15 protein-coding genes and 1 pseudogene are annotated in these 20,305 nt (G+C 72.4%); 9 read left to right on the top strand and 7 right to left on the bottom strand.

All coding sequences use genetic code 11. The annotated features are described in order from the left end of the window. Positions 1 to 73: 73 nt before the first annotated feature. On the bottom strand, positions 74 to 1,390 hold the full coding sequence (locus ABGB05_RS06665) for a glycosyltransferase family 4 protein (RefSeq protein WP_347652294.1): 1,317 nt from the start codon (positions 1,388 to 1,390) through the stop codon (positions 74 to 76). A gap of 148 nt (positions 1,391 to 1,538) precedes the next feature. Next, positions 1,539 to 3,503, bottom strand: a complete 1,965-nt coding sequence (locus ABGB05_RS06660) for an amylo-alpha-1,6-glucosidase (RefSeq protein WP_347652293.1) — start codon at positions 3,501 to 3,503, stop codon at positions 1,539 to 1,541. Positions 3,504 to 3,619: 116 nt separating this feature from the next. Between ABGB05_RS06660 and ABGB05_RS06655 the strand changes: the two genes are divergently transcribed. Beyond that, positions 3,620 to 6,277 (top strand): glucosidase, encoded by a 2,658-nt coding sequence (locus ABGB05_RS06655; RefSeq protein ID WP_347652292.1) that lies wholly within the window; start codon positions 3,620 to 3,622, stop codon positions 6,275 to 6,277. 125 nt (positions 6,278 to 6,402) lie between these two features. Here the strand turns inward: ABGB05_RS06655 and ABGB05_RS06650 are convergent, their stop codons facing one another. Further along, positions 6,403 to 7,329 carry an acetamidase/formamidase family protein gene (locus ABGB05_RS06650; RefSeq protein WP_347652291.1) on the bottom strand — a complete coding sequence of 309 codons (927 nt, stop codon included), beginning with the start codon at positions 7,327 to 7,329 and terminating at the stop codon, positions 6,403 to 6,405. Positions 7,330 to 7,497: 168 nt separating this feature from the next. Here ABGB05_RS06650 and ABGB05_RS06645 point away from each other — a divergent pair. Both ABGB05_RS06645 and ABGB05_RS06640 read left to right on the top strand, forming a co-directional pair. Next, a pseudogene (locus tag ABGB05_RS06645) lies at positions 7,498 to 7,860 on the top strand (ATP-binding cassette domain-containing protein); the annotation flags it as partial. Between the two features lie 333 nt (positions 7,861 to 8,193). Then, complete coding sequence (locus ABGB05_RS06640; protein ID WP_347652446.1) at positions 8,194 to 8,583, top strand: FtsX-like permease family protein; 390 nt, start codon at positions 8,194 to 8,196, stop codon at positions 8,581 to 8,583. Positions 8,584 to 8,694: 111 nt separating this feature from the next. Here the strand turns inward: ABGB05_RS06640 and ABGB05_RS06635 are convergent, their stop codons facing one another. Further along, positions 8,695 to 9,735: a polyprenyl synthetase family protein gene (locus ABGB05_RS06635; RefSeq protein WP_347652290.1), complete on the bottom strand. Its 1,041-nt coding sequence runs from the start codon at positions 9,733 to 9,735 to the stop codon at positions 8,695 to 8,697. A 150-nt stretch (positions 9,736 to 9,885) separates the two neighbouring features. Between ABGB05_RS06635 and ABGB05_RS06630 the strand changes: the two genes are divergently transcribed. Beyond that, positions 9,886 to 10,848 carry an FAD-dependent oxidoreductase gene (locus ABGB05_RS06630; RefSeq protein ID WP_347652289.1) on the top strand — a complete coding sequence of 321 codons (963 nt, stop codon included), beginning with the start codon at positions 9,886 to 9,888 and terminating at the stop codon, positions 10,846 to 10,848. A gap of 87 nt (positions 10,849 to 10,935) precedes the next feature. Here ABGB05_RS06630 and ABGB05_RS06625 read toward each other — a convergent pair whose 3' ends face one another. The 3 genes from ABGB05_RS06625 to ABGB05_RS06615 form a co-directional block, all read right to left on the bottom strand. Continuing rightward, a complete protein-coding gene (locus ABGB05_RS06625) occupies positions 10,936 to 13,056 on the bottom strand; it encodes an EAL domain-containing protein (protein ID WP_347652288.1) in 2,121 nt (706 codons plus the stop codon). Between the two features lie 185 nt (positions 13,057 to 13,241). Continuing rightward, on the bottom strand, positions 13,242 to 13,526 hold the full coding sequence (locus ABGB05_RS06620) for a hypothetical protein (protein ID WP_347652287.1): 285 nt from the start codon (positions 13,524 to 13,526) through the stop codon (positions 13,242 to 13,244). A 48-nt stretch (positions 13,527 to 13,574) separates the two neighbouring features. Next, the gene (locus tag ABGB05_RS06615; protein ID WP_347652286.1) at positions 13,575 to 14,006 is read right to left on the bottom strand and encodes a hypothetical protein; all 432 of its coding nucleotides are present in this window, start codon (positions 14,004 to 14,006) and stop codon (positions 13,575 to 13,577) included. A gap of 676 nt (positions 14,007 to 14,682) precedes the next feature. On the opposite strand from ABGB05_RS06615, the gene ABGB05_RS06610 reads away from it, so the two are divergent. From ABGB05_RS06610 to ABGB05_RS06590, 5 genes are all read left to right on the top strand, one after another. Further along, entirely contained in the window at positions 14,683 to 15,921 is a 1,239-nt protein-coding gene (locus ABGB05_RS06610) for an ABC transporter substrate-binding protein (protein ID WP_347652445.1), read from the top strand. A 73-nt stretch (positions 15,922 to 15,994) separates the two neighbouring features. After that, entirely contained in the window at positions 15,995 to 16,999 is a 1,005-nt protein-coding gene (locus ABGB05_RS06605) for a sugar ABC transporter permease (protein ID WP_347652285.1), read from the top strand. Between the two features lie 115 nt (positions 17,000 to 17,114). Continuing rightward, a complete protein-coding gene (locus ABGB05_RS06600) occupies positions 17,115 to 17,951 on the top strand; it encodes a carbohydrate ABC transporter permease (RefSeq protein WP_347652284.1) in 837 nt (278 codons plus the stop codon). Between the two features lie 6 nt (positions 17,952 to 17,957). Further along, positions 17,958 to 19,166, top strand: coding sequence for a sn-glycerol-3-phosphate ABC transporter ATP-binding protein UgpC (ugpC, locus tag ABGB05_RS06595; protein ID WP_347652283.1), 1,209 nt, complete (start codon positions 17,958 to 17,960; stop codon positions 19,164 to 19,166). 182 nt (positions 19,167 to 19,348) lie between these two features. Beyond that, positions 19,349 to 20,221 (top strand): DMT family transporter, encoded by an 873-nt coding sequence (locus tag ABGB05_RS06590; RefSeq protein ID WP_347652282.1) that lies wholly within the window; start codon positions 19,349 to 19,351, stop codon positions 20,219 to 20,221. Positions 20,222 to 20,305: the final 84 nt, after the last annotated feature.

Below are 20,305 nucleotides of genomic sequence, written 5' to 3'. Positions count from 1 at the left end.
GCACAGCTCCGCCCACTGATCGGAAATCTCTTCACCCCGCCGCCGGGCCCCAGACCCGTCGGTGGACCGGGGGTCAGCAGGCGGCGCCGTCGAGGGCGAACAGGTTCCCGTCCGGTACGACGATCCGCGCCGACCCGGCACCGGACCGGGTACGCGGTGCCGGCCCCGCGTTCGCCACACTCGCGTACACGGCGGCGGTCCGGGCGGCGATGCTCGCCCAGCCGTACCGTTCGGCGACCATGGTGCGGGCCCGGCGGGCCACCCGGCGGGCGAAGACCTCGTCGCCGAGCAGCGAGTCGACGGCACCGGCCAGCGCCTCCGGGTCGCTGTGCGGGAAGGTGACCCCGGTGACCCCCGGCTCGACGATCTCGGCGAGCCCACCGGTGGCGGCGACCGCGAGCGGCGCCCCGGCCGCGGCGGCCTCCAGGGCGACCATGCCGAACGGCTCGTAGAGGCTCGGCACCACGGTCGCGTCGGTGGCCGCGAGCAGCGCCGGCAGCTGCCGTTCGGTCAGGAAGCCGGCGAACCGTACGGTCGGCTCCAGCCCGAGCCGCGACGCCTGCTCCTGCAGTTCCGACCGGTACGGCCCATCTCCGGCGATCACCACCCGCAGCCCGGGGTGTCGGTCCCGCAGCCGGGGTACGGCGTGCATCAGGTGCTGCACCCCCTTCTCGTAGACGAGCCGGCCGGCGAAGCCGACCAGCGGGCCGTCCCCGGCGAACCGCTTGCGGGCGGCGGCGACGGCCCGGGGCTGGGCGGCCCAGGCCCGGTCGTCGACCCCGTTCGGCACCACGTCCACGTGCCCGGCGGGCAGCCCGAACAGGGCGGCCACCTGGTCCCGCATGTAACCCGAGCAGGTGATCACCCGGTGCGACTCCTGGCTCAGCCAGTGCTCCACCGAGTGGATGGTCCGGTTCATCTCCTCCGGCAGCCAGCCCTGGTGCCGGCCCGCCTCGGTGGCGTGCATCGTGGTGACCAGCGGGATGTCCAGGTGGTCGGCGAGGTTGATCGCGGTGTGCGCGACCAGCCAGTCGTGTGCGTGGATCACGTCGTACCGCTGGTTGCGGGTGGCCCGCAGCGCCGTGCGGGTCAGGGTGTGGTTGAACGCCATGGTCCAGGCGAGCAGGCTCGGGGTCGCCAGCGGGAAACCGACCGGGTCCTCGGGTGCGCGCAGCACGTGCACCCCGTCGAGGTACGCCTCCACCGGCGCGCCCTCGTCGTGCCGGGTGACGACGGTGACCTGGTGCCCGGCGGCGGCGAGCGAGGTGGCCAGCGCGTGCACGTGCCGGCCGAGGCCGCCGACGAGCACCGGCGGGTACTCCCAGGAGAGGATCAGCACGCGTTGCGGGCGGGCCGCGGGGAAATCGATGACCTCGGCGTTCGGCGACATACCCGGCCCCCTTTTTCAGATGGTTCCAGCGCAGACGCGAACAGACACCGGTTACGGGTGCCTACGCGTCATTGGGTTGACGCCCATACTGCCGGTTGGGGGAAAACCGGCGAAGACGTGGCCGTTGCGGGCATGTAACGCTGGTCGGTCACCTTGCCCTGACCCGGAGTAGCTCCGCCACCGACCAGGCCTGGAAGGGGGTTCCGGTGGCCGCGTGCGGGGCCGCCCCGTCCGCGGTCTCGCTCACCGAGCCGAGGCCGAACTCCGACAGGTGTGCCTCCAGCCCGGCGAACAGGTCTGCGGTCGGCAGGCCGGCGGCCCGGGCGGCGTCCGCGTACGGGCCGACCAGCCAGGGCCAGACGGTGCCCTGGTGGTAGCCGGAGTCCCGGTCCGCCGGGCCGCCCCGGTGCCGGGCGACAAAACCGGGACTGCCCGGCGCGAGACTGCGCGGACCGAGCGGGGTCAGCAGGGCGGCACCGATCCGGGCCAGCACCGCCGGGTCCGGGTCCAGCGGGGCGTACGGCAGCGACCAGGCGAGCAGCTGGTTCGGCCGGAGCAGGTCGTCGTCGTACCGGTCGGCGGCACCGCGCGGGTACGCCGGGGCCGGGGCGTCGACCACGTCGTACAGCCAGCCGGCCGGGGCCGGGAAGCGACGCCGGAACGACTCCCGGGCCCGGTCGTGGGCGGCCGGGGCCGGGCCGGGGTCCTGGCCGACCAGCCGGGCCAGTTCGGCGACCGCGGCCAGACCGTTGATCCACAACGCGTTCACCTCGACCGGCTTGCCGGCCCGCCGGGTCACCGGTTCGCCGTCGACCCGGGCGTCCATCCAGGTCAGCGCCGCCCCGGCGGCGCCCTGGGCGAGCAGTCCGTCCGCCGGGTCCACGCCGATCCCGTACCGGCCGGTGCCGGCCAGGTGCCGGGTGACCACGTCCCGCAGCGCCGGCAGCAGCTCGGCGGCGAGGTCGGTGTCCCCGGCGACGGCCACGTGCCGGGCCACCGCGTGCAGGAACCAGAGCGTGCCGTCCACGGTGTTGTACTCCACCCGCCCGGTGTCGGCGGTGTTGGCGAGCATGCCGTCCGACAGCGTCGCCGCGTACGCCCGCAACAGGTCCCGGCCCTCGTCGGCCCGGTCGGTGGCCAGGAAGAGCCCCTCGTAGGAAATCATCGTGTCCCGGGACCAGGCCCCGAACCAGGGATAACCGGCGACCACGTCCGGCGCCGCCTCAGCACGCCCGGCACCCCCGGACCGGATCACGAACGCGTCGGCGGCCAGGGCCAGGGTCGCCGCCACCGGGTCCGCCGGCTTCGCCGCCGCCACCACCCGACGGTTCCGGCGCCGGGCCGTCTCGATCACCTCGCCGGCCGGCGGCGGCTCGACCGCCAGGGTGTCCGGGTCGCCGGCCCAGGCCAGCACCGAGACGGTGTCGCCGGGCCTGTCGAGCGCGCCGGCGAACCGGCCCGCGTACCACAGATCCTCCTCCGGGGTCAGGCCCCGGGCCGCCTCCGCCCGGTGGTGCACCCCGTACCACCAGCGGCCCGCCGGGGACCAGTCCGGCCCGGCGAGCCGGAACGCACCCTCGACCACCGCACCGCCGGTGACCGGCTCGACCACCGGCGCCGGCCCGTCCGCGCGCCGCTCACCGTGCGCGTCCCGCCAGGTGACCACCGCAGCCAGCCCCAGCCGGGCCGGCCCGCCGGAGAGCAGCCGGTGCCGCACCGCCAGGCAGGACCGGCCGTACGCCATGGCCAGCTCGCGCTCGACGACCAGGTCCCCGATCCGCCACCGCCAGCGTGGCAGCCCGTCGACCAGGTCGAAGCGTTCCAGCAGCTCGAACCCGGCCGGGTCGACGGCCCCGGACCGCCACTCGTGCGCGCCGAGCCGGACCGTGGCGCCGGACGGCAGGGTCAGCTCCGGGTCGAGGCTGACCAGCGCCAGCCGCCGGGCCGCCGGGGTGGCGCCGGAAACCACGAGCAGTCCGTGGTAGCGCCGGGTCCGCAGCCCGCCGACCGTGCCCATCGCGTACCCGCCGAGGCCGTCCGGGACCAGCCACTCCCGGTCGGTCGCGGACGTCAGCCGACCGCAGACCCGCGGTCCGAACCCGATAGGCAGCATGGCGCCCATGATGCCCGGTCAGCGCCCCGGACACACCCTGAGGATCCGTCGGATCCTGGCCGGTCGCGGGCAACCGACGACAATGATCGGCAGGATGACCGTACGGGAGCGGTCGGATGACGGGCGGGAAGCGAATGGACGACGGGCAGGACGCGGAACGGACCCGGCTGGCCGAGGCCGACGCCGGCGAGCAGCCGTGGCGGGCCTGGGGCCCCTACCTGTCCGAACGTGCCTGGGGCACGGTCCGGGAGGACTACAGCGAGCACGGCACCGCCTGGGACTACTTCCCGCACGACCACGCCCGGTCCCGGACGTACCGGTGGAACGAGGACGGGATGGCCGGGGTCTGCGACGAGTGGCAGACCTTCTGCTTCGGGCTCGCGCTGTGGAACGGCGCGGACCCGATCCTCAAGGAGCGGATGTTCGGCCTCGGCGGCGACGGCGGCAACCACGGCGAGGACGCCAAGGACTACTGGTGGTACCTCGACTCCACCCCGACCCACTCCTGGATGCGCTGGCGCTACCACTACCCGCAGGCCGCCTTCCCGTACGACGACCTGGTCGCGGTCAACGCGGCCCGGGGCCGGGACGAGCCCGAGTACGAGCTGGTCGACACCGGTGTCTTCGACGACGACCGGTACTGGGCGGTGACCGTCGACTACGCCAAGGCGTCGCCGACCGACCTGTGCGTCCTGGTCACCGTCGCCAACCGGGGTCCCGAGCCGGCCCGGCTGCACGTCCTGCCCGGCCTCTGGTTCCGCAACACCTGGTCCTGGGGGCTGCCCGGCCGGGACCAGGTGCCGAAACTGGTCGGTACGCCCGGCCGGCTGGTCGGCGAGCACTGGGTGCTCGGCCAGCTGGTGCTGGAAGGCGACGGGGAGCCGGCCGCGCTGCTCTGCGACAACGAGACCAACACCGAACGGCTCTGGGGGCTGCCCGGCCGCAGCCGGTACCCGAAGGACGGCATCAACGACCACGTGGTGAACGGCGCCGACACGGTCAACCCGGCGGGGGAGGGGACCAGGGGGGCGCTGCACTACGTACTCGACGTACCGGCCCGGGGCGAGACCCGGATCCGGCTGCGGCTCACCCTGACCGCGCCGCCGCCGAGCGAGGAGCCGCCGCCCGCCCTCGACCTCGGCGCCGACTTCGAGGCGACGATGGCGACCCGGCGGGCCGAGGCGGACGGGTTCTTCGCCCGGCTGATCCCGGACCGGGCGTCCCGGGAGGAGGCCGAGGTGGCCCGGCAGGCGATCGCCGGGCTGATGTGGGGCAAGCAGTTCTACCACTTCGACGTGCAGCAGTGGCTGACCGGTGACCCGGCCGCCGCGCCGCCGCCGGCCGGGCGCCGGCACGGCCGCAACAGCTCGTGGCGGCACATGAACAGCTTCGACGTCATCTCCATGCCGGACCCCTGGGAGTACCCCTGGTACGCCGCCTGGGACCTGGCCTTCCACTGCGTCAGCATCGCCCGGGTCGACCCCGGCTTCGCCAAGGCGCAACTGCTCCTGCTGCTGCGCGAGTGGTACCTGCACCCCAACGGGCAGATCCCGGCGTACGAGTGGGCGTTCGGTGACGTCAACCCGCCGGTGCACGCCTGGGCGGCGCTGAAGGTCTTCGAGATCGACGGCGGGCGGGACTTCGACTTCCTCGCCCGGATGATGCACAAGCTGCTGCTGAACTTCACCTGGTGGGTCAACCGCAAGGACGTCGGCGGCAACAACGTCTTCGAGGGCGGTTTCCTCGGGCTGGACAACGTCGGCCCGTTCGACCGGTCGGCGGCGCTGCCGGTCGCCGGGGTGCTGGAGCAGTCCGACGGCACCGGCTGGATGGCCATGTACGCGCTCAACCTGCTCGACATGGCGCTGATCCTGGCGGTGCACGACCCGACGTACTCCGACATCGCGACGAAGTTCTTCGAACACTTCGCGTACATCGCGGCGGCCGCGTACGACCAGGGGCTCTGGGACGACGAGGACTCGTTCTTCTACGACGTGCTGCGGCTGCCGGACGGCAGCAACGTGCCGTTGAAGGTACGTTCGGTGGTCGGGCTGCTGCCGTTGGCCGCGATCACCCGGCTCACCACCGTCACCCTCAACCGGCTGCCGGAGCTGACCGCCCGGCTGCGCTGGTTCCTGGCCAACAAACCCGAGTACGCCGGGGTGATCGGCGCGCGGCGGCTCGGTGGCGACGGCCGGCAGCAGCGACTGCTCTCCATGGTCGGCCCGGACCAGGTGGTCCGGCTGCTGGCCCGGATGTTGGACGAGGAGGAGTTCCTGTCCCCGTACGGGCTGCGGACCCTCTCCCGGCGGCATCTGGCCGAGCCGTTCAGCGTGGAGTTGGGCGGGCAGGAGTTCACCGTCGGCTACGAGCCGGCCGAGTCGACCAGCGGACTCTTCGGGGGCAACTCGAACTGGCGGGGTCCGATCTGGATGCCGACCAACTTCATGCTGATCTCGGCGTTGCGCGACCACGCCGCCTTCTTCGGCGACGACCTGCTGGTCGAGTACCCGACCCGGTCCGGCAGCAAGCACACGCTGACCGAGATCGCCGACGACCTCTCCGCCCGGCTGATCTCACTGTTCCTGCCCGACGAGTGGGGCCGCCGCCCCATCTACGGCATCGCCGAACTCTTCCAGACGCACCCGGACTGGAAGGACCTGATCGCCTTCCCGGAGTACTTCCACGGCGACAACGGCGCCGGCCTCGGCGCCTGGCACCAGACCGGCTGGACCGCCCTGGTCGCCGACCTGATCCTCACCCTCCGCCGGTAGCCAAGGGCCCGCCACTGTCCTTTCCGGTCGTGGACGGGCCCCCTCCCGCCCCGCGCGCCGTCAGCCGTCGGGATGTTCCCGCTCGACGGCCCGTCAGCGGATCGCACTCTCAGCGGATCGCACTCTCAGCGGATCGCACCGTCCCGGAGCACGGCGTGCGCGCCGACCGTCTGGTTGACGATCTGCGTCACCCGTACGTCGACCGCGACACTGGCCAGCGCCACCGCGTCGGCCCGGCTCACCCCGTACTGCCGCTGCAGCAGGTCCAGCATCGAATCCAACGCGGTGAAGGTCGCCTCGTCGAGGGTCGTCCCGACCCCCATGGTCACCCAGGAGTCGGCGGTACGGGCCACCGGTCCGGTGACCGGGAAGTCGTCCCGTACGCCGAAGGTGAGGGTCACCTCGTCCATCGGGCACTCGACGGCGGTGCCGCCGACCTCGCCGTCGCCCTGGGCGGCATGCCCGTCGCCGACCGAGAAGAGCGCACCGTCGACCGGGATCGGCAGCAGCAGCGTGCTGCCGGCGACCAGCTCCTTGCAGTCCAGATTGCCCCCGTGTGACCGGGGCGGCACCGTGGAGTGCCGGCCCGGCGTGGCCGGCGGCATGCCGAGCACCCCCATGAAGGGACGGAGCGCGACGGTGTGCCCGTGCTGGTTGCGGCCAATCATCGCGACCGGGTCCAGCTGCCAGGCGTGCACCACTCCCTCCTCCTCCACGCCGTAGCTGCGGTTGAAGTCGCTCGGCCAGCCGCCGGCCACGGTGGTGCCCCAGGCCGCCGGCACGACCGCGTCGATCCGTACCTCCAGGGTCTGGCCGGCCCGGGCACCGCGGACCGCGACCGGTCCGATCAGGGCGTGACCGTAGTCGGGCTGGTACTGCGGGACCCGGGGCCGTTCCCGGTTGCGTCCGCCCGGGTACGGCCCGGCCGACCACCAGCAGTCCAGGGTCCGGTAGCTCACCGTGTCGCCGGGTTCGATGGTGAGGACCGGCGGAAGGTCCCGGGAGAAGTAGCCGTGCAGAGTTGCGTCGTCCGGGGTGAGGGTGTGTCGCATCTGGGCAGGCTAATGGCTGTCCGACCGGCCGGGGTAGGTGCCGGCCCGGCTCGGCGGCGCGATGCCGGGTCGGGGTGGCGACCCGGGACATCTCAGGGCCGACGCTCGGGGACGTCTCAGGGTTCGGTCCGATGTGTCGATGTGACGGTCGATGATTGGCTCGTCGCTGTGGATGACGTCGTACGTCTCGAATCGCTGGGCAGGACCTACGGGTCGGGCCGGAACACCGTGACCGCGCTGCGGAACGTGTCACTGCGCCTGCGGGCCGGCAGCTTCACCGCCGTGATGGGACCGTCCGGCTCCGGCAAGTCGACGCTGCTGCAGTGCGCAGCAGGGCTGGACCGGCCGACCAGCGGGCGGGTGTTGATCGCCGGTACCGACCTGGCCGGGCTCGACGAGACCGGGTTGACCCTGCTCCGGCGGGACCGGGTCGGTTTCGTCTTCCAGGCGTTCAACCTGCTGCCCGCGCTGACCGCCGAACAGAACGTGGCACTGCCGCTGCGGCTCGCCGGCCGTCGGCCCGACCGGGCCCGGATCGCGGCCTTCCTCGCCGACGTCGGCGACACCGTCGAGGTACTGCTCGCCGACGGTGGCACCGCGCCGCTGCGGGTGGCGGCCGTCCTCTCCGCCACCACCGGCAGCAACGATGTTGCCTACCTGAGCGAGCGGTTCGCCGGCACCGCGGCGTACGCCTCCACCGGGCTGGCCCGTCGGATCTACGTGACGCTGCGCCCGGACGCCGACCCGGCGGCCGTCCGGGCCGCCCTGGCGTCCGCGACCGCCGGGCTCGGCGCCCGCGTGGTCGCCGCCGAGCAGTGGCTCGGCGAGGAGAGCGGCGAGAACCGCGAGGCGAGCACCCTCGGCATGGTGCTGGTGCTGGGCATCGCGATCGTCTTCTGCTTCATCGCCGTCGTCAACACCCTGGTGATGGCGGCCGCCGACCGGCGGCGGGACCTGGCGATCCTACGGCTGGCCGGGGCCACCCCAGGTCAGACGCTGCGGGTCTTCGCGGCCGAGTCCCTGCTGGTCGTCGGCGTCGGGGTGCTGCTGGCGGCCGGCGCGTCGGCGGTGAACCTGGCCGGACTGCGGCTCGCCCTGGGACAACTGGTCGGCCCCACCCCGGTCACCGTGCCCTGGGGGACGGTCGCGGTGATCACCGCGACCGGTGCCGTACTGGCGCTGCTGGGCGCGCTGCTGCCGATCCGGCTCGCCCTGCGGTCCGGTCCGGTCGAGCTGGCCGGCATCCGCGAGTGAGCCCGCCGCTCGGGCCCCGGCGGTGCGGTGGAGCCCGGGGGTGGGGCCGGACGGCGCGGTCTCGGGCGCGCCCGGCCGGCCCCGTCGGCGGGTGGCGTCGGTCGGGGCGGTTCAGCCGTCGCGGGTGACGATCAGTTCGCCGATCGAGGCGAGCCGGTCGGTGGCGACCCCGACCCGGCCCAACTCGCCCAGCACCCCGGCGGCCTGCCGCAGTTCGTCCCCGGCGGCCCGTTCCGACCAGTCCCGGCCGCCGGCCTCCTCCACCAGCGCGGCGAGTTCCCGCAGCTCGTCGGGGTCGGCGAAGGGGGTCGGGTCGGCATAGCGGGTACGGAGCCGGGCGGCGGCCGGATTGTCGGCGGCCAGGGCGGCGACCACCGGCAGACTCTTCTTGCGCCGGCGCAGATCCGCCATCGCGGGCTTGCCGGTCCGTTCCGGGTCGCCCCAGATCCCCAGCAGGTCGTCCCGGTGCTGGAAGGCCAGGCCGAGGTGCCGGCCGTACCGGTCGAGCAGGACACGGGTCGGCTCGTCGGCGCCACCGTACAGCCCGCCGAGTGCGCAGGCGCAGCCGAGCAGGGCGGCCGTCTTGGCGGCGGACATCCGTACCGCGTCCGCGACACTCACCCCGATCGTCCGTTCGAAGGAGAGGTCCAGGGCCTGCCCCTCGATCAGCTCGTCGATGGTGCGGGCGAGTTGCGCGGCGGCCGTACCGGCGAGCTGCGCCGGCGTACGCGCCAGGACCGCGAAGGCGAGCGCCAGCAGCGCGTCCCCGGCGAGGACCGCGGCGGACGGCCCGAAGACCGCCCAGGCGGTGGGACGGTGCCGGCGGACCGGGTCCTGGTCCATCACGTCGTCCTGCAGCAGCGTGCAGTTGTGCATCAGCTCCACCGCGACCGCCGCCGACAGAGCGCTCTCCACCGCACCGCCCACCGCCGCCGCGCTCACCAGGGTCAACGTCGGCCGGATCAGTTTCCCGGCGCCGGCCTGGACCGGGCGGCCCGCGTCGTCACGCCAACCGAGCTGGTACTCGCAGACTCTTCGCATCTGTGGCCTGAGGTGCCCGACGGCCGCCGCCATCGCGGGGCGTACCGCTGCCTGACTCTCCGTCAGCCATCCCGGTTCGTCGAGCTTCGTGACCGTTCCCGTCCTGGTCATGCCGCCTGCCCTCCTCGCGCGTGGAAAGCCTCCAGCCCTGCGGTGAGAGTAGCGAGAGCAGCGGGGATTTACCTGTATTGATTTTGTCGTCCGTGCGTGACAGAGTGCTCACCCTGTTCATTCGAATCTGTTGCCGGCACCCTTGACACCATGGATGACGTATTGGTGCTCGGCGCCGGAGTGGTGGGACTCAGCTGCGCGGTACGGCTGGCCGAGGCGGGGGTCCGGGTGAGCGTGCTCGCCGCCGACGAGCCGGTCGCGACCGTCTCCCGGATCGCCGCCGCGGTCTGGTATCCGACCCGGACCGAGGCCGACCCCCGGGTGCTCGACTGGGCCCGCCGCACCTTCGACGAACTCGCCGACCAGGCCCGCCGGGAGATCCCCGGGGTGGTGCTGCGGCCGACCCGGATGCTGCTGCGCCGCGCGGTCGCCGAGGACCCGTGGTGGTCCGCCGCGGTGCCCGACTTCCGGTCGGTCCCGCCGCCCCCCGGGTACGGCGGGGAGTGGCGGTTCACCGTACCGACCGTGGAGATGGAGCCGTACCTGCACTGGCTCGTGGACCGACTCGCCGGACTCGGCGTACCGATCCGGCGGCACCGGGTACGAACCCTGCACGAGCTGGCCGGTCAGGCGCCGGTGGTGGTGAACGCGACCGGACTGGCGGCCGGGGTGCTCGCCGACGATCCCGCCGTCCACCCGGTCCGGGGACGGATCGTGCTGGTCGCCAATCCCGGCCTGGTCACCTCGATGCGGGACGAGGGGCACCCGGGCGGGCCGACGTACGTCCACCCGCGCAGCCGGGACGTGGTGCTCGGGGGCACCTTCGAGCCGTACGAGACGGACACCGCGCCGGACGACGAGGCCGGGCGGGCGATCGTGGCCCGGTGTGTGGAGCTCGTGCCGGAGCTGGCCGGCGCCCCGGTCCTCGGGCAGCTCACCGGCCTGCGCCCGGCCCGGCACGGCGGGCCCCGGGTGGCGGTGGACCCGTCCGGACCGGACGGCACCCGACTGATCCACAACTACGGGCACGGTGGTGCCGGGGTGACCCTGGCCTGGGGCTGCGCCGACGAGGTGGTCGCCCTGGTCGGGGCGGCCTCCGCCGTACCCGACTGACCCCGGCGGGCGGCCCGGGCTCAGGCGGCCCGGACTGCGGTGCGGCGTGGCTTCAGGCGGGGGCCCGGACCGTGGTGCGGCGCGGGTTCAGGACTGTGGGGCGGCGCAGGAGACGGTCGCGGCGGCGCTGTCGTTCCCGTCGGTGGTGATGGTCCGGTCGGTGGTGGTGGTCCGGGCCATCAGCGTCCGCAGCGGCTCCGGCCGGCCCAGGTGGTATCCCTGCCCCCGGTCCACACCGAGGTCGCGGAGCACCGGCACCAGCTCGGGCCGGTCGATGTGTTCGGCGACGGTCCGCATCCCGAGCCCGTGCGCGGCCCGGACCACGGCGTCGATCAGGATCGGGTCCGACCCGCCGTGGTCGGCCTGCCGGACGAACTCCCCGGCGATCTTCACCGTGTTGAACGGGAGATGCTTGAGGTAGACGAAGGAGCCGTACCCGGCGCCGAAGTCGTCGAGGCTGAACCGGCAACCGGCCGAGGTCAGGGTGGAGGCCAGGTGGCGGGCGGCGTCGAGGTTGGCGATCGCGGTCGTCTCGGTGATCTCCAGACCGAGCTGGGTCGCCGGCACCCCCGCGCCGGTCAGGGTGGCGACCACCCAGTCGCCAAAGGTCGGATCCTCCATCGACCGGCTGGAGATGTTCACGTCGAACCGTAGTTCCGCACCGGCGGTACGCGCCGAGGCGAGGGCCTGGGTGGCGGTCTCCACCACCCAACGGTCCAGTTCGTAGATCATGTCGCCGCGCTCCAGCGCGGGCAGGAACTCGCCCGGCCCGATCTGGCGGCGCTGCTCGTCCCGGACCCGCATCAGCAGTTCGTAGCTGTGGATCCGGTCGTCGGGCAGGTCGATGATCGGTTGGGCGTCGAGTTGCAGTTGACCGGTTTCCAGGGCACGGCGGACCCGGGACACCACGTGCACCCGCTGGGCGGCCACCTCCTGCTGTTCCGGGGCGAACAGGCGGGCCCGGTTCCGCCCCTCGCCCTTGGCCTGGTAGAGCGCCAGGTCGGCGTGCGCCAGCAGCAGCGTGTCGTCGTCGGCGGTGTCCAGCGGTGCCGCGCCGATGCTCAACGTCACCCGCAACGGCTCCCCACGGACCGCGAGCGGGGTCCGGGCGACCAGGTCGCAGAGCCCGGCGCCGATGGCCAGCGCCCGGTCTGCGTCGCAGTCCGGCAGCAGGACGGCGAACTCGTCACCGCCGAGCCGGCCGAGTACGGCCTCCGCCGGCAGGTGCTCGGTGAGCAGCCGGGCCAGCAGCCGGAGCACCTCGTCACCGACAGCGTGTCCACGCAGGTCGTTGATGTCCTTGAAGTTGTCGATGTCGAGCAGGAGCAGGGCGGTGGTGGCGCCGCTCCCGGCGGCTGTCAGGTCGCTCATCCGGGCGGTGAGCGCCCGTCGGTTCGGCAGCCCGGTCAGCGGGTCGTGTGCGGCGAGGTACGCCAGTTCGTCCTGCACCTGACGGAACTCGGTGATGTCGTGCGCGGTACCCAGCATCCGCAGCGGTCGGCCGGCCTCGTCGGTGAAAACCTCGCCGTAACACCGCAGGATCCGGGTCTGCAGGCCGCCGGGGAGGCTCATCCGGTGGGTGAAGGTGAACGAGGTCGCCTCCCGGATCGCCCGGTCGAGTTCCGCGTCGACCAGCGCGAGGTCGTCCCGGTGGATCATCGACCGGTAGGTCCGGTAGTCCAGGTGGGTCTCCGGGGCCAGGCCGATCATCGTCTTCAGGGTCGGCGACCAGACCACCTGGTCGGTCGGCAGGTGCCACTCCCAGGTGCCGACCCGGGCCAGTTCCTCGATGTGGCTCAGCCGCCAGGCGTAGTCGTCGGCCCGGCGCTCTGCGCCCACCTGCTCGGTGACGTCGGTGAACTCGTACAGCAGCGGCGTGGTCGGCGGCCCCGGCCGGTCGTCCGGTCCGACCGGCGGCTGGTGCGGGTCGGTCAGCGTCGGCTCCCCGCCTGCCCCGGCCGGCAGCCGCCGGCAGCTCACCCGGAGGTGCCGGGTGGTACCGTCCACCGCCGCCCGGTGTACGACCACCGGCGGGCCGTCCGGCGTCACGGCGCCGAACGGCAGCGTGTCCGGATCCGTGCCGAGGAGTCGGCCGAGGTGCCGTGCCGCCTCGTTGCACCAGTGGACAACGCCCTGCTCCGATGTGGTCAGCAGCGGTGTCGAGATGGCGTCGAGTACCGCGGCGGGCACACTCGGCTGTGCGGGCACTGAGCCTCCCGTAGAGATCGGCCGAGTCCGGGCAGGGGACAGCGGGCACGCATGACCGGCTGTGAGGCAACCGAGTGTACGGAGGCCGGACGTGATCGCCAATGGCGCCGCCCGGACCGCTGCCGCCGTACCCACATCGTCAACCGTCACGGCGGCGACCGTCAGCCGGGACCGTCCGACGATCGTCAGGTCGGCTCGGGCAGGTCCCGTCGGACGATGGCCACCGCCACCCGGCAGAACTCGTCCATGTCCGGGGTGAAGCCGTCGGCGATGTCGGGATGCAGCCCGGCCCGGGTCTCGTCGAGCAGGCGCCGGCAGACCTGTTCGACCGGCTCACCCGCGTACTCGGCGCGGACCCGTTCGGTCGCCGCCCGCAGCGCCGAACTGAGCTGTTCCTCCAGCGGCGCCCGCAGGTGCTCCGGCACCCCGCCGAGCCCGTCGTCGTCGAGCGTGACGTGTGGCTCCGACATGGCTACCTCCTTCGTCGCCGGTCGGCGTTACCCGGTCCGCACCGACGGTCAAACCGTCGCCGGTAGGGCCGCCACCCGGACCAGGTAGGACAGCTGCTCGGCCGGCTCCTCCCGGTAGGAGATGTGCCGGATCTGCCGGTCGTCGAGGTAGAGCGCGACGTCGGCGAGCGCACCCAGGTGTGCCAGCCCGATGTCGGCCGCCCGTTTCTTGTCCTGCAGGACCGCGCCGATGCCGCCGAGCAGTGTCGCCGCGTCCGAGGTGCGTCGACCCGGCGGGCAGCGGAGGACGACCTCCAGGGAGACCGGCTCGGTGAGTGCCGTCCAGCCGGTACGTTGGGCCGCGCCGCAGGCGGCCTCCAACAGGGCCCGGACCCGGGCGGCCTGGCGGTGTCCGGCCGCGAAGATGGACAGCGCCTCGGTCCTGACCGGGGGCGGACCGCTGACCTCGAACGACAGCGTGAGGGCCCGGGTGTCCTGCACGGCTGCACCTCCTCTGATGACGATCCTGCCGAACGGATCGCGGGGGCGGGGCGGGTTTCACCCGATCGGGGCGGTACGCCGACCGGGCCGGGGTCGCGGATCGGCTCGCCGGAGGGCCGGGGTGGATCGCCCGGTCGCCGGCGGGGTCGCCCGGCGGGGAACCGGTGCCGACCGGTGCGACGGGTGCGCGTCCGGGGGCGGGTCGGCGTCGACGGCGACCGTTGGTGCCGGAGGTTACGACCACGGTAGCCGAGGCGCCGCCGGCCGGGAATAGCACTGTGGAGCGGTTCGGAGCGCCGTGGACCGGCGGCGCCCGCCGGGGTGGGCGGGTCAGCCGGCCAGTTTCGGGCGAAACCGGGCGAACGGTTGGTTCGGGGACGACGCGCCGGGTTGGAGGTTTCGCCGGCGGGGTGGTGGGGCAGTGGGGAGCCCAGGTTTGTCACGCCCGCTTCCGGTCAGCGTACGGCCATCCGGCCCGCCGCCAGAAGGACGGGTGTTTTCGCCGTGTCGGGCGCCCGATGAGCCCCGGCCGTCGTCGAGAGGAGCCGTTGTGGAGCGGACGGGTGGCCCGCACGGCGGGCACCGGGTGCCGGTGGCCGGGCCGGGGCGGAGCAGGAACGGGCCGCGACGAACCGAGGCGGACGTCGGTACGGGTGGTCGGCGTGGCCGGACCCGGCTGGCCGGCGCGGCCGCCGTGCTGGCCCTGCTGGTGCCGCTGGCCGCCTGTGGCTCCGGCGACGACGGCGGTGTGCCCACGGTGAACCTGTACTACTCGCCCGAGCAGAACCTGCAGAAGGTCGTGGACGACTGCAACGCCCAGGCGCAGGGCCGGTACCGGATCGCGTACCGGATCCTGCCCCGGGCCGCCGACGACCAGCGGGTCCAGTTGGTCCGGCGGCTCGCCGCCGAGGACAGCGGAATGGACGTGCTGGGTCTCGACGTGACCTGGACCCAGGAGTTCGCCAGCGCCGGCTGGCTCCGGGAGTGGACCGGTGACCGGAAGACCGAGGCCGAACGGGGCACCCTGGCCGGGCCGCTGGAGACGGCCCGGTACGAGGGCCGGCTCTACGCCGCGCCGAAGAACACCAACGTGCAACTGCTCTGGTACCGCACCGACCTGGTGCCGCAGCCGCCGCGCACCTGGGACGAAATGATCAGTGCGGCCCAGGAGCTCAAGGGACGCGGCCAGCCGTACCAGGTGATCACCATGGGGGCCCAGTACGAGGGCCTTGTTGTCCTCTTCAACAACCTGGTCGCCAGTGCCGGCGGAAAGATCCTGGACGACGCGGGCACCCGGGCGGTCTTCGACGCGGGAGCGGTTCGCGCGCTGGACGTGCTGCGCCGCTTCGCCACCGCCGGCATCACCACCGCGTCCTTCACCAACACCTACGAGGACCAGGCCCGGCTCGACTTCCAGTCCGGTGCCGGCGCGTTCCAGCTCAACTGGCCCTTCGTCTATCCGGCGATGCAGGAGGCCGACCCGGCGCTGGCGGAGAAGGTCCGCTGGGCCCGGTACCCGGGGGTGGATCCGGACCGGCCGAGCCGGGTGACCGTGGGCGGCTTCAACCTGGCGGTGAGCCGATACTCCCGGCACCCGGAGGAGTCCTTCGCGGCCGCCGCCTGCCTGCGCGACGCCGAGCACCAGAAGTTTTCCGCGATCAACGACGGGGTGCCGCCGACGATCGAGAGCGTCTACGCCGATCCGGAGATGGACGAGGCGTACCCGATGAAGGAGACCATCCTCGAGGAGTTGAAGGACGCCACGACCCGACCGCGCAGTCCGGCGTACCAGAACATCTCCACCGTGCTGTCGGCGATGCTCTCGCCGCCGTCGGAGATCCAGCCCGAGCGGACCGCGGCGCAGATGCGCGAGGCGGCGCAGGACGCGCTCGAATCAAAGGGGGTGCTGCCATGACCGAGCGGAGCGAGGTCATCAGCGGGTGCAGTCGGCCGGGTCATGGCGTCGACGAGCGTAGCGAGGAGAGGTCATGACCGAGCGGAGCGAGGTCATCAGCGGGCCGGATGGGTCAGGTCATGACGTCGACGCGGCGCCCCGGGTTCCGGCGCCCCGGGGAGTGGAGCCGACCCGGCCTGGCGGCCGGGCGCGATCGAGCGAGGGTAAGCGGGCCGAGCGCCGGCTCGGCTGGCTGCTCTGCGCCCCGGCGGCGCTGGTGATGCTCGCCGTCACGGCGTACCCGATCCTCTACTCGGTCTGGCTGTCGCTGCAGCGCTTCGACCTGAAGTTCCCGGACGAGCGGAAGTTCGTCGGCCTGGCCAACTACGCGACCGTGCTGACGAACGAGTACTGGTGGACCGCGTTCGGGGTGACCATGTTGATCACTGTGGTGACCGTTGCGGTGGAACTGGTGCTCGGCATGGGGCTGGCCATCGTCATGCACCGGACGATCGTCGGGCGTGGGCTGGTCCGCACGGCGGCGTTGATCCCGTACGGGATCGTCACCGTCGTCGCCGCCTTCTCCTGGCGGTACGCCTGGACGCCCGGCACCGGTTATCTGGCCACCCTCTTCGGCGAGGGGGCTCCGTTGACCGAGCGGGCCAGCGCCCTGGCGATCATCATGGTGGCGGAGATCTGGAAGACCACCCCGTTCATGGCGTTGCTGCTGATGGCAGGGTTGGCGCTGGTGCCCGAGGACCTGCTCAAGGCGGCGTCGATGGACGGCGCCACCGCCTGGCAACGGTTCACCCGGGTGATGCTGCCGGTGATGAAGCCGGCGATCCTGGTGGCGCTGCTGTTCCGCACCCTGGACGCGTTCCGGGTCTTCGACAACATCTACGTGCTGACCGCCGGGGCGAACGAGACCTCGTCGGTGTCGATGCTCGCCTACAACAACCTGATGCGCGGGCTGAACCTCGGGATCGGGTCGACGATGTCGGTGCTGATCTTCCTCACCGTGGCGGTCATCGCGTTCGTCTTCGTGAAGCTCTTCGGCACGGCTGCCCCGGGCAGCTCAGCAGAGGGAGGCCGCCGGTGAGCGCGAGGAGCGTAGCGAAGCGGAGCCCCGCAGTCGCGAACGAAGGGGCGGCTCCGGTGAGCGCGAGGAGCGTAGCGAAGCGGAGCCCCGCAGTCGCGAACGGGAGGAGACACTGATGGCTGCCGACACCACCACCCGTGCCCGGCTGCGGTGGGGACTGCTCGACGTTGTTGTGGTGGTCTTCGCACTGGTCCCGGTGCTCTGGATCGCGTCGTTGTCGTTCAAGACCACCGCGACACTCACCGACGGGAACTTCATCCCCCGGGAGTGGACAGTGGACAACTACCGGACGATCTTCTCCACCGACCAGTTCGTCCGGGCGCTGGTCAACTCGATCGGGATCGCCCTGATCGCCACCGTGATCGCCGTGGTGCTCGGCACGATGGCGGCGTACGCGGTGGCCCGGCTGGACTTCCCGGGCAAGAAGGCGCTGGTCGGGGTCTCCCTGCTGATCGCGATGTTTCCACAGGTCTCTCTCGTCTCGCCGCTGTTCGAGATCGAGCGGTCGGTCGGGCTCTTCGACACCTGGCCGGGGCTGATCCTGCCGTACATCACGTTCGCGTTGCCGTTGGCGATCTACACGCTCTCGGCGTTCTTCAAGCAGATCCCGTGGGATCTGGAGAAGGCCGCCAAGATGGACGGCGCGACCCAGGGGCAGGCGTTCCGTCGGGTGATCGCCCCGCTGGCCGCTCCCGGGGTCTTCACCACCGCGATCCTGGTCTTCATCTTCTGTTGGAACGACTTCCTCTTCGCGATTTCGCTGACCTCCACCGAGCGGTCCCGCACGGTGCCGGTGGCGTTGTCGTTCTTCACCGGGGAGTCGCAGTTCGAGGATCCGACCGGGGCGATCTGTGCCGCCGCCGTGGTGATCACCGTACCGATCATTCTGTTCGTGCTGTTCTTCCAGCGTCGCATCGTCTCCGGCCTGACGTCCGGCGCGGTCAAGGGGTGAATCGTCGTGGCTGACATCGTGCTCGACAAGGTGAGCAAGCAGTTCCCGGACGGCACCACGGCGGTCCGGGACGTCGACCTGGATATCGCCGACGGCGAGTTTGTCATCCTGGTCGGCCCGTCCGGGTGTGGGAAGTCGACCACCCTGAACATGATCGCGGGGCTGGAGGACATCAGCTCCGGTGAGCTGCGGATCGGCGGCGAGCGGATGAACGACCGGGCGCCCCGGGACCGGGACATCGCGATGGTGTTCCAGTCGTACGCCCTGTATCCGAACATGACGGTCCGGGAGAACATGGCCTTCCCGCTCCGGCTCGCCAAGCTCGACAGGGCGACGGTCGAGCAGAAGGTCACCGAGGCGGCCAAGGTGCTGGAGTTGACCGCGCTGCTGGACCGGAAGCCGGCGAACCTCTCCGGCGGCCAGCGCCAGCGGGTGGCGATGGGGCGGGCGATCGTCCGCAGCCCGAAGGCGTTCCTGATGGACGAGCCGCTTTCCAACCTGGACGCCAAGCTCCGGGTGCAGATGCGGACGGTGGTCTCCCGGCTGCAGAAGCAGCTCGGCACCACCACGGTCTACGTCACCCACGACCAGACCGAGGCGATGACGCTCGGCGACCGGGTGGTGATCATGCGGGGCGGCGCGGTGCAGCAGGTCGGTCCGCCCCAGGAGCTGTACGACCACCCGGTCAACCTCTTCGTCGCCGGGTTCATCGGCTCGCCGTCGATGAACTTCCTGCATGCGGCGGTCGAGGAGGGGCAGCTGCGTACCGCGCTCGGTGCGGTGCCGATCGGTGACCGGGTCCGGCGCGAGCTGGAGGCGGAGAACGCACCCCGGGAACTGATCCTGGGGATCCGTCCGGAGCACTTCGAGGACGCGGCTCTGATCGACGACAGTAGCCGGTCCCGGGGCATGGAGTTCGAGGCGCCGGTCGAGATCGTCGAGTCGATGGGCTCCGACAAGTACGTCTACCTGAGCGTGGAGGGGGAGCGGGCCAGCGCGGCCGAGCTGGAGGAGTTGGCCGCGGACGTCGGCGCGGACGAGCTGAGCGGTTCGGGGATGAACCTGGTCACCCGGTTGTCGGCGGAGTCCCCGGTGACCGAGGGGGAGAACCGGCGGATCTGGTTCAACCTGGAGAAGATCCACCTGTTCGATCCGTCGAACGGCCGTAACCTGACTCTGCACGAGGGGCGGTCCGCCGGGGCGCTCGCCACCTGACCCCGTCCTGGCCGGCCGGGCGTTTGTCGTCCCGGCCGGCCAGGATCCGGCACCCTCCGCCGGAGCGCGGACCTGGATCAGGTTCCGTACCAGCCAGAACCGCCGGTCAGCGGAGGCTCGAACACGTAGCGTGATTTTGTGGGTACGGGACCGGCGGTAACCTGGGGCGGCGGAGTCCGGGCGTGATCGTCGCCGCGGTGCTGCTGGCGCTCGTCTCCGCCAGTTGTTTCGCGCTGGGTGCGGCGCTGCAGCAGCGTGCCGCCCGGCGGGAGCCGCAGCACGGGACGTTCGATCCGCGGCTGTTCGTCCGGTTGCTCCGCCGCCGGCGCTGGCTGCTCGCCAAGTCCCCTGATCTCGCCGGCACCGTGCTGCAGGCACTCGCCCTACGGATGGGCCCGCTCACCCTCGTACAGCCCCTCATGATCAGCGGCATGTTCCTGGCGATCCCGCTCGAGGCGGCCCTGGACCATCGGCGGCCCCATCCCCGGGACGTCACGGCGGTCACCTGTTGCGTGTTCGGGTTGGCGGTGTTCCTCGCCGCCGCCCGGCCGAGGGCGGGTGTGTCGGAGCCCTCGCCGACGGGCTGGCTCGGGGTGGGGCTGGTCGGCGTCACACTGATCGCGATCTGTCTGGCCCTCGCCTGCCGGGTCACCGGCGCCCTGCGCGGAACGCTGCTGGGGACCGCCTCCGGGTTGCTCTACGCGGGCACGGCGTCACTGCTCAAGACGTTCGCCGGGCGGGTCTCCGCCGATCCGCTCGCGGTGCTCACCGACTGGCACCTGTACGCGCTCGGCGTGCTCGGGCTGGCGGCGGTGGCGTTGAACCAGAACGCCTTCCAGAACGGTCCGCTCGCCGCGCCGCTGACCGCGATCACCCTGGTCGACCCGGTGGCGAGCGTGCTGATCGGGGTGACCGCCTTCCACGAGACGATGTCGTTCGGCGGCCTGCGGCTGCTGGTCGAGATACCCGCCGTCCTGGCCATGATCTTCGGAATCTGGCTGGCCAGCACCCGCTCCACCGGCCGGGAGGGTTTCGAGGGCGGACAGCCGCGGTAGGGGCGCGGGTGGCCGACCCTGCCCGACGGCGGACAGCTGCCAGCGGGCGCGGAACGGTCGCCGATTCCGGCCGGGCCGCGGCCA

Source organism: Plantactinospora sp. B5E13 (genome assembly GCF_039871775.1).
Taxonomy (GTDB): Bacteria; Actinomycetota; Actinomycetes; order Mycobacteriales; family Micromonosporaceae; genus Plantactinospora.
Note: the sequence above shows the minus strand (reverse complement) of the source record. Positions and strands in the feature narration are given on the sequence as shown.

Excerpts from the sequence above, each read along its gene's own strand:
- ABGB05_RS06665 (WP_347652294.1), bottom strand. The coding sequence starts at position 1,390 with ATGTCGCCGAACGCCGAGGTCATCGATTTCCCCGCGGCCCGCCCGCAA.
- ABGB05_RS06660 (WP_347652293.1), bottom strand. The coding sequence starts at position 3,503 with ATGCTGCCTATCGGGTTCGGACCGCGGGTCTGCGGTCGGCTGACGTCC.
- ABGB05_RS06655 (WP_347652292.1), top strand. The coding sequence starts at position 3,620 with ATGACGGGCGGGAAGCGAATGGACGACGGGCAGGACGCGGAACGGACC.
- ABGB05_RS06650 (WP_347652291.1), bottom strand. The coding sequence starts at position 7,329 with ATGCGACACACCCTCACCCCGGACGACGCAACTCTGCACGGCTACTTC.
- ABGB05_RS06640 (WP_347652446.1), top strand. The coding sequence starts at position 8,194 with ATGGTGCTGGTGCTGGGCATCGCGATCGTCTTCTGCTTCATCGCCGTC.
- ABGB05_RS06635 (WP_347652290.1), bottom strand. The coding sequence starts at position 9,735 with ATGACCAGGACGGGAACGGTCACGAAGCTCGACGAACCGGGATGGCTG.
- ABGB05_RS06630 (WP_347652289.1), top strand. The coding sequence starts at position 9,886 with ATGGATGACGTATTGGTGCTCGGCGCCGGAGTGGTGGGACTCAGCTGC.
- ABGB05_RS06620 (WP_347652287.1), bottom strand. The coding sequence starts at position 13,526 with ATGTCGGAGCCACACGTCACGCTCGACGACGACGGGCTCGGCGGGGTG.
- ABGB05_RS06605 (WP_347652285.1), top strand. The coding sequence starts at position 15,995 with ATGACCGAGCGGAGCGAGGTCATCAGCGGGCCGGATGGGTCAGGTCAT.
- ABGB05_RS06600 (WP_347652284.1), top strand. The coding sequence starts at position 17,115 with ATGGCTGCCGACACCACCACCCGTGCCCGGCTGCGGTGGGGACTGCTC.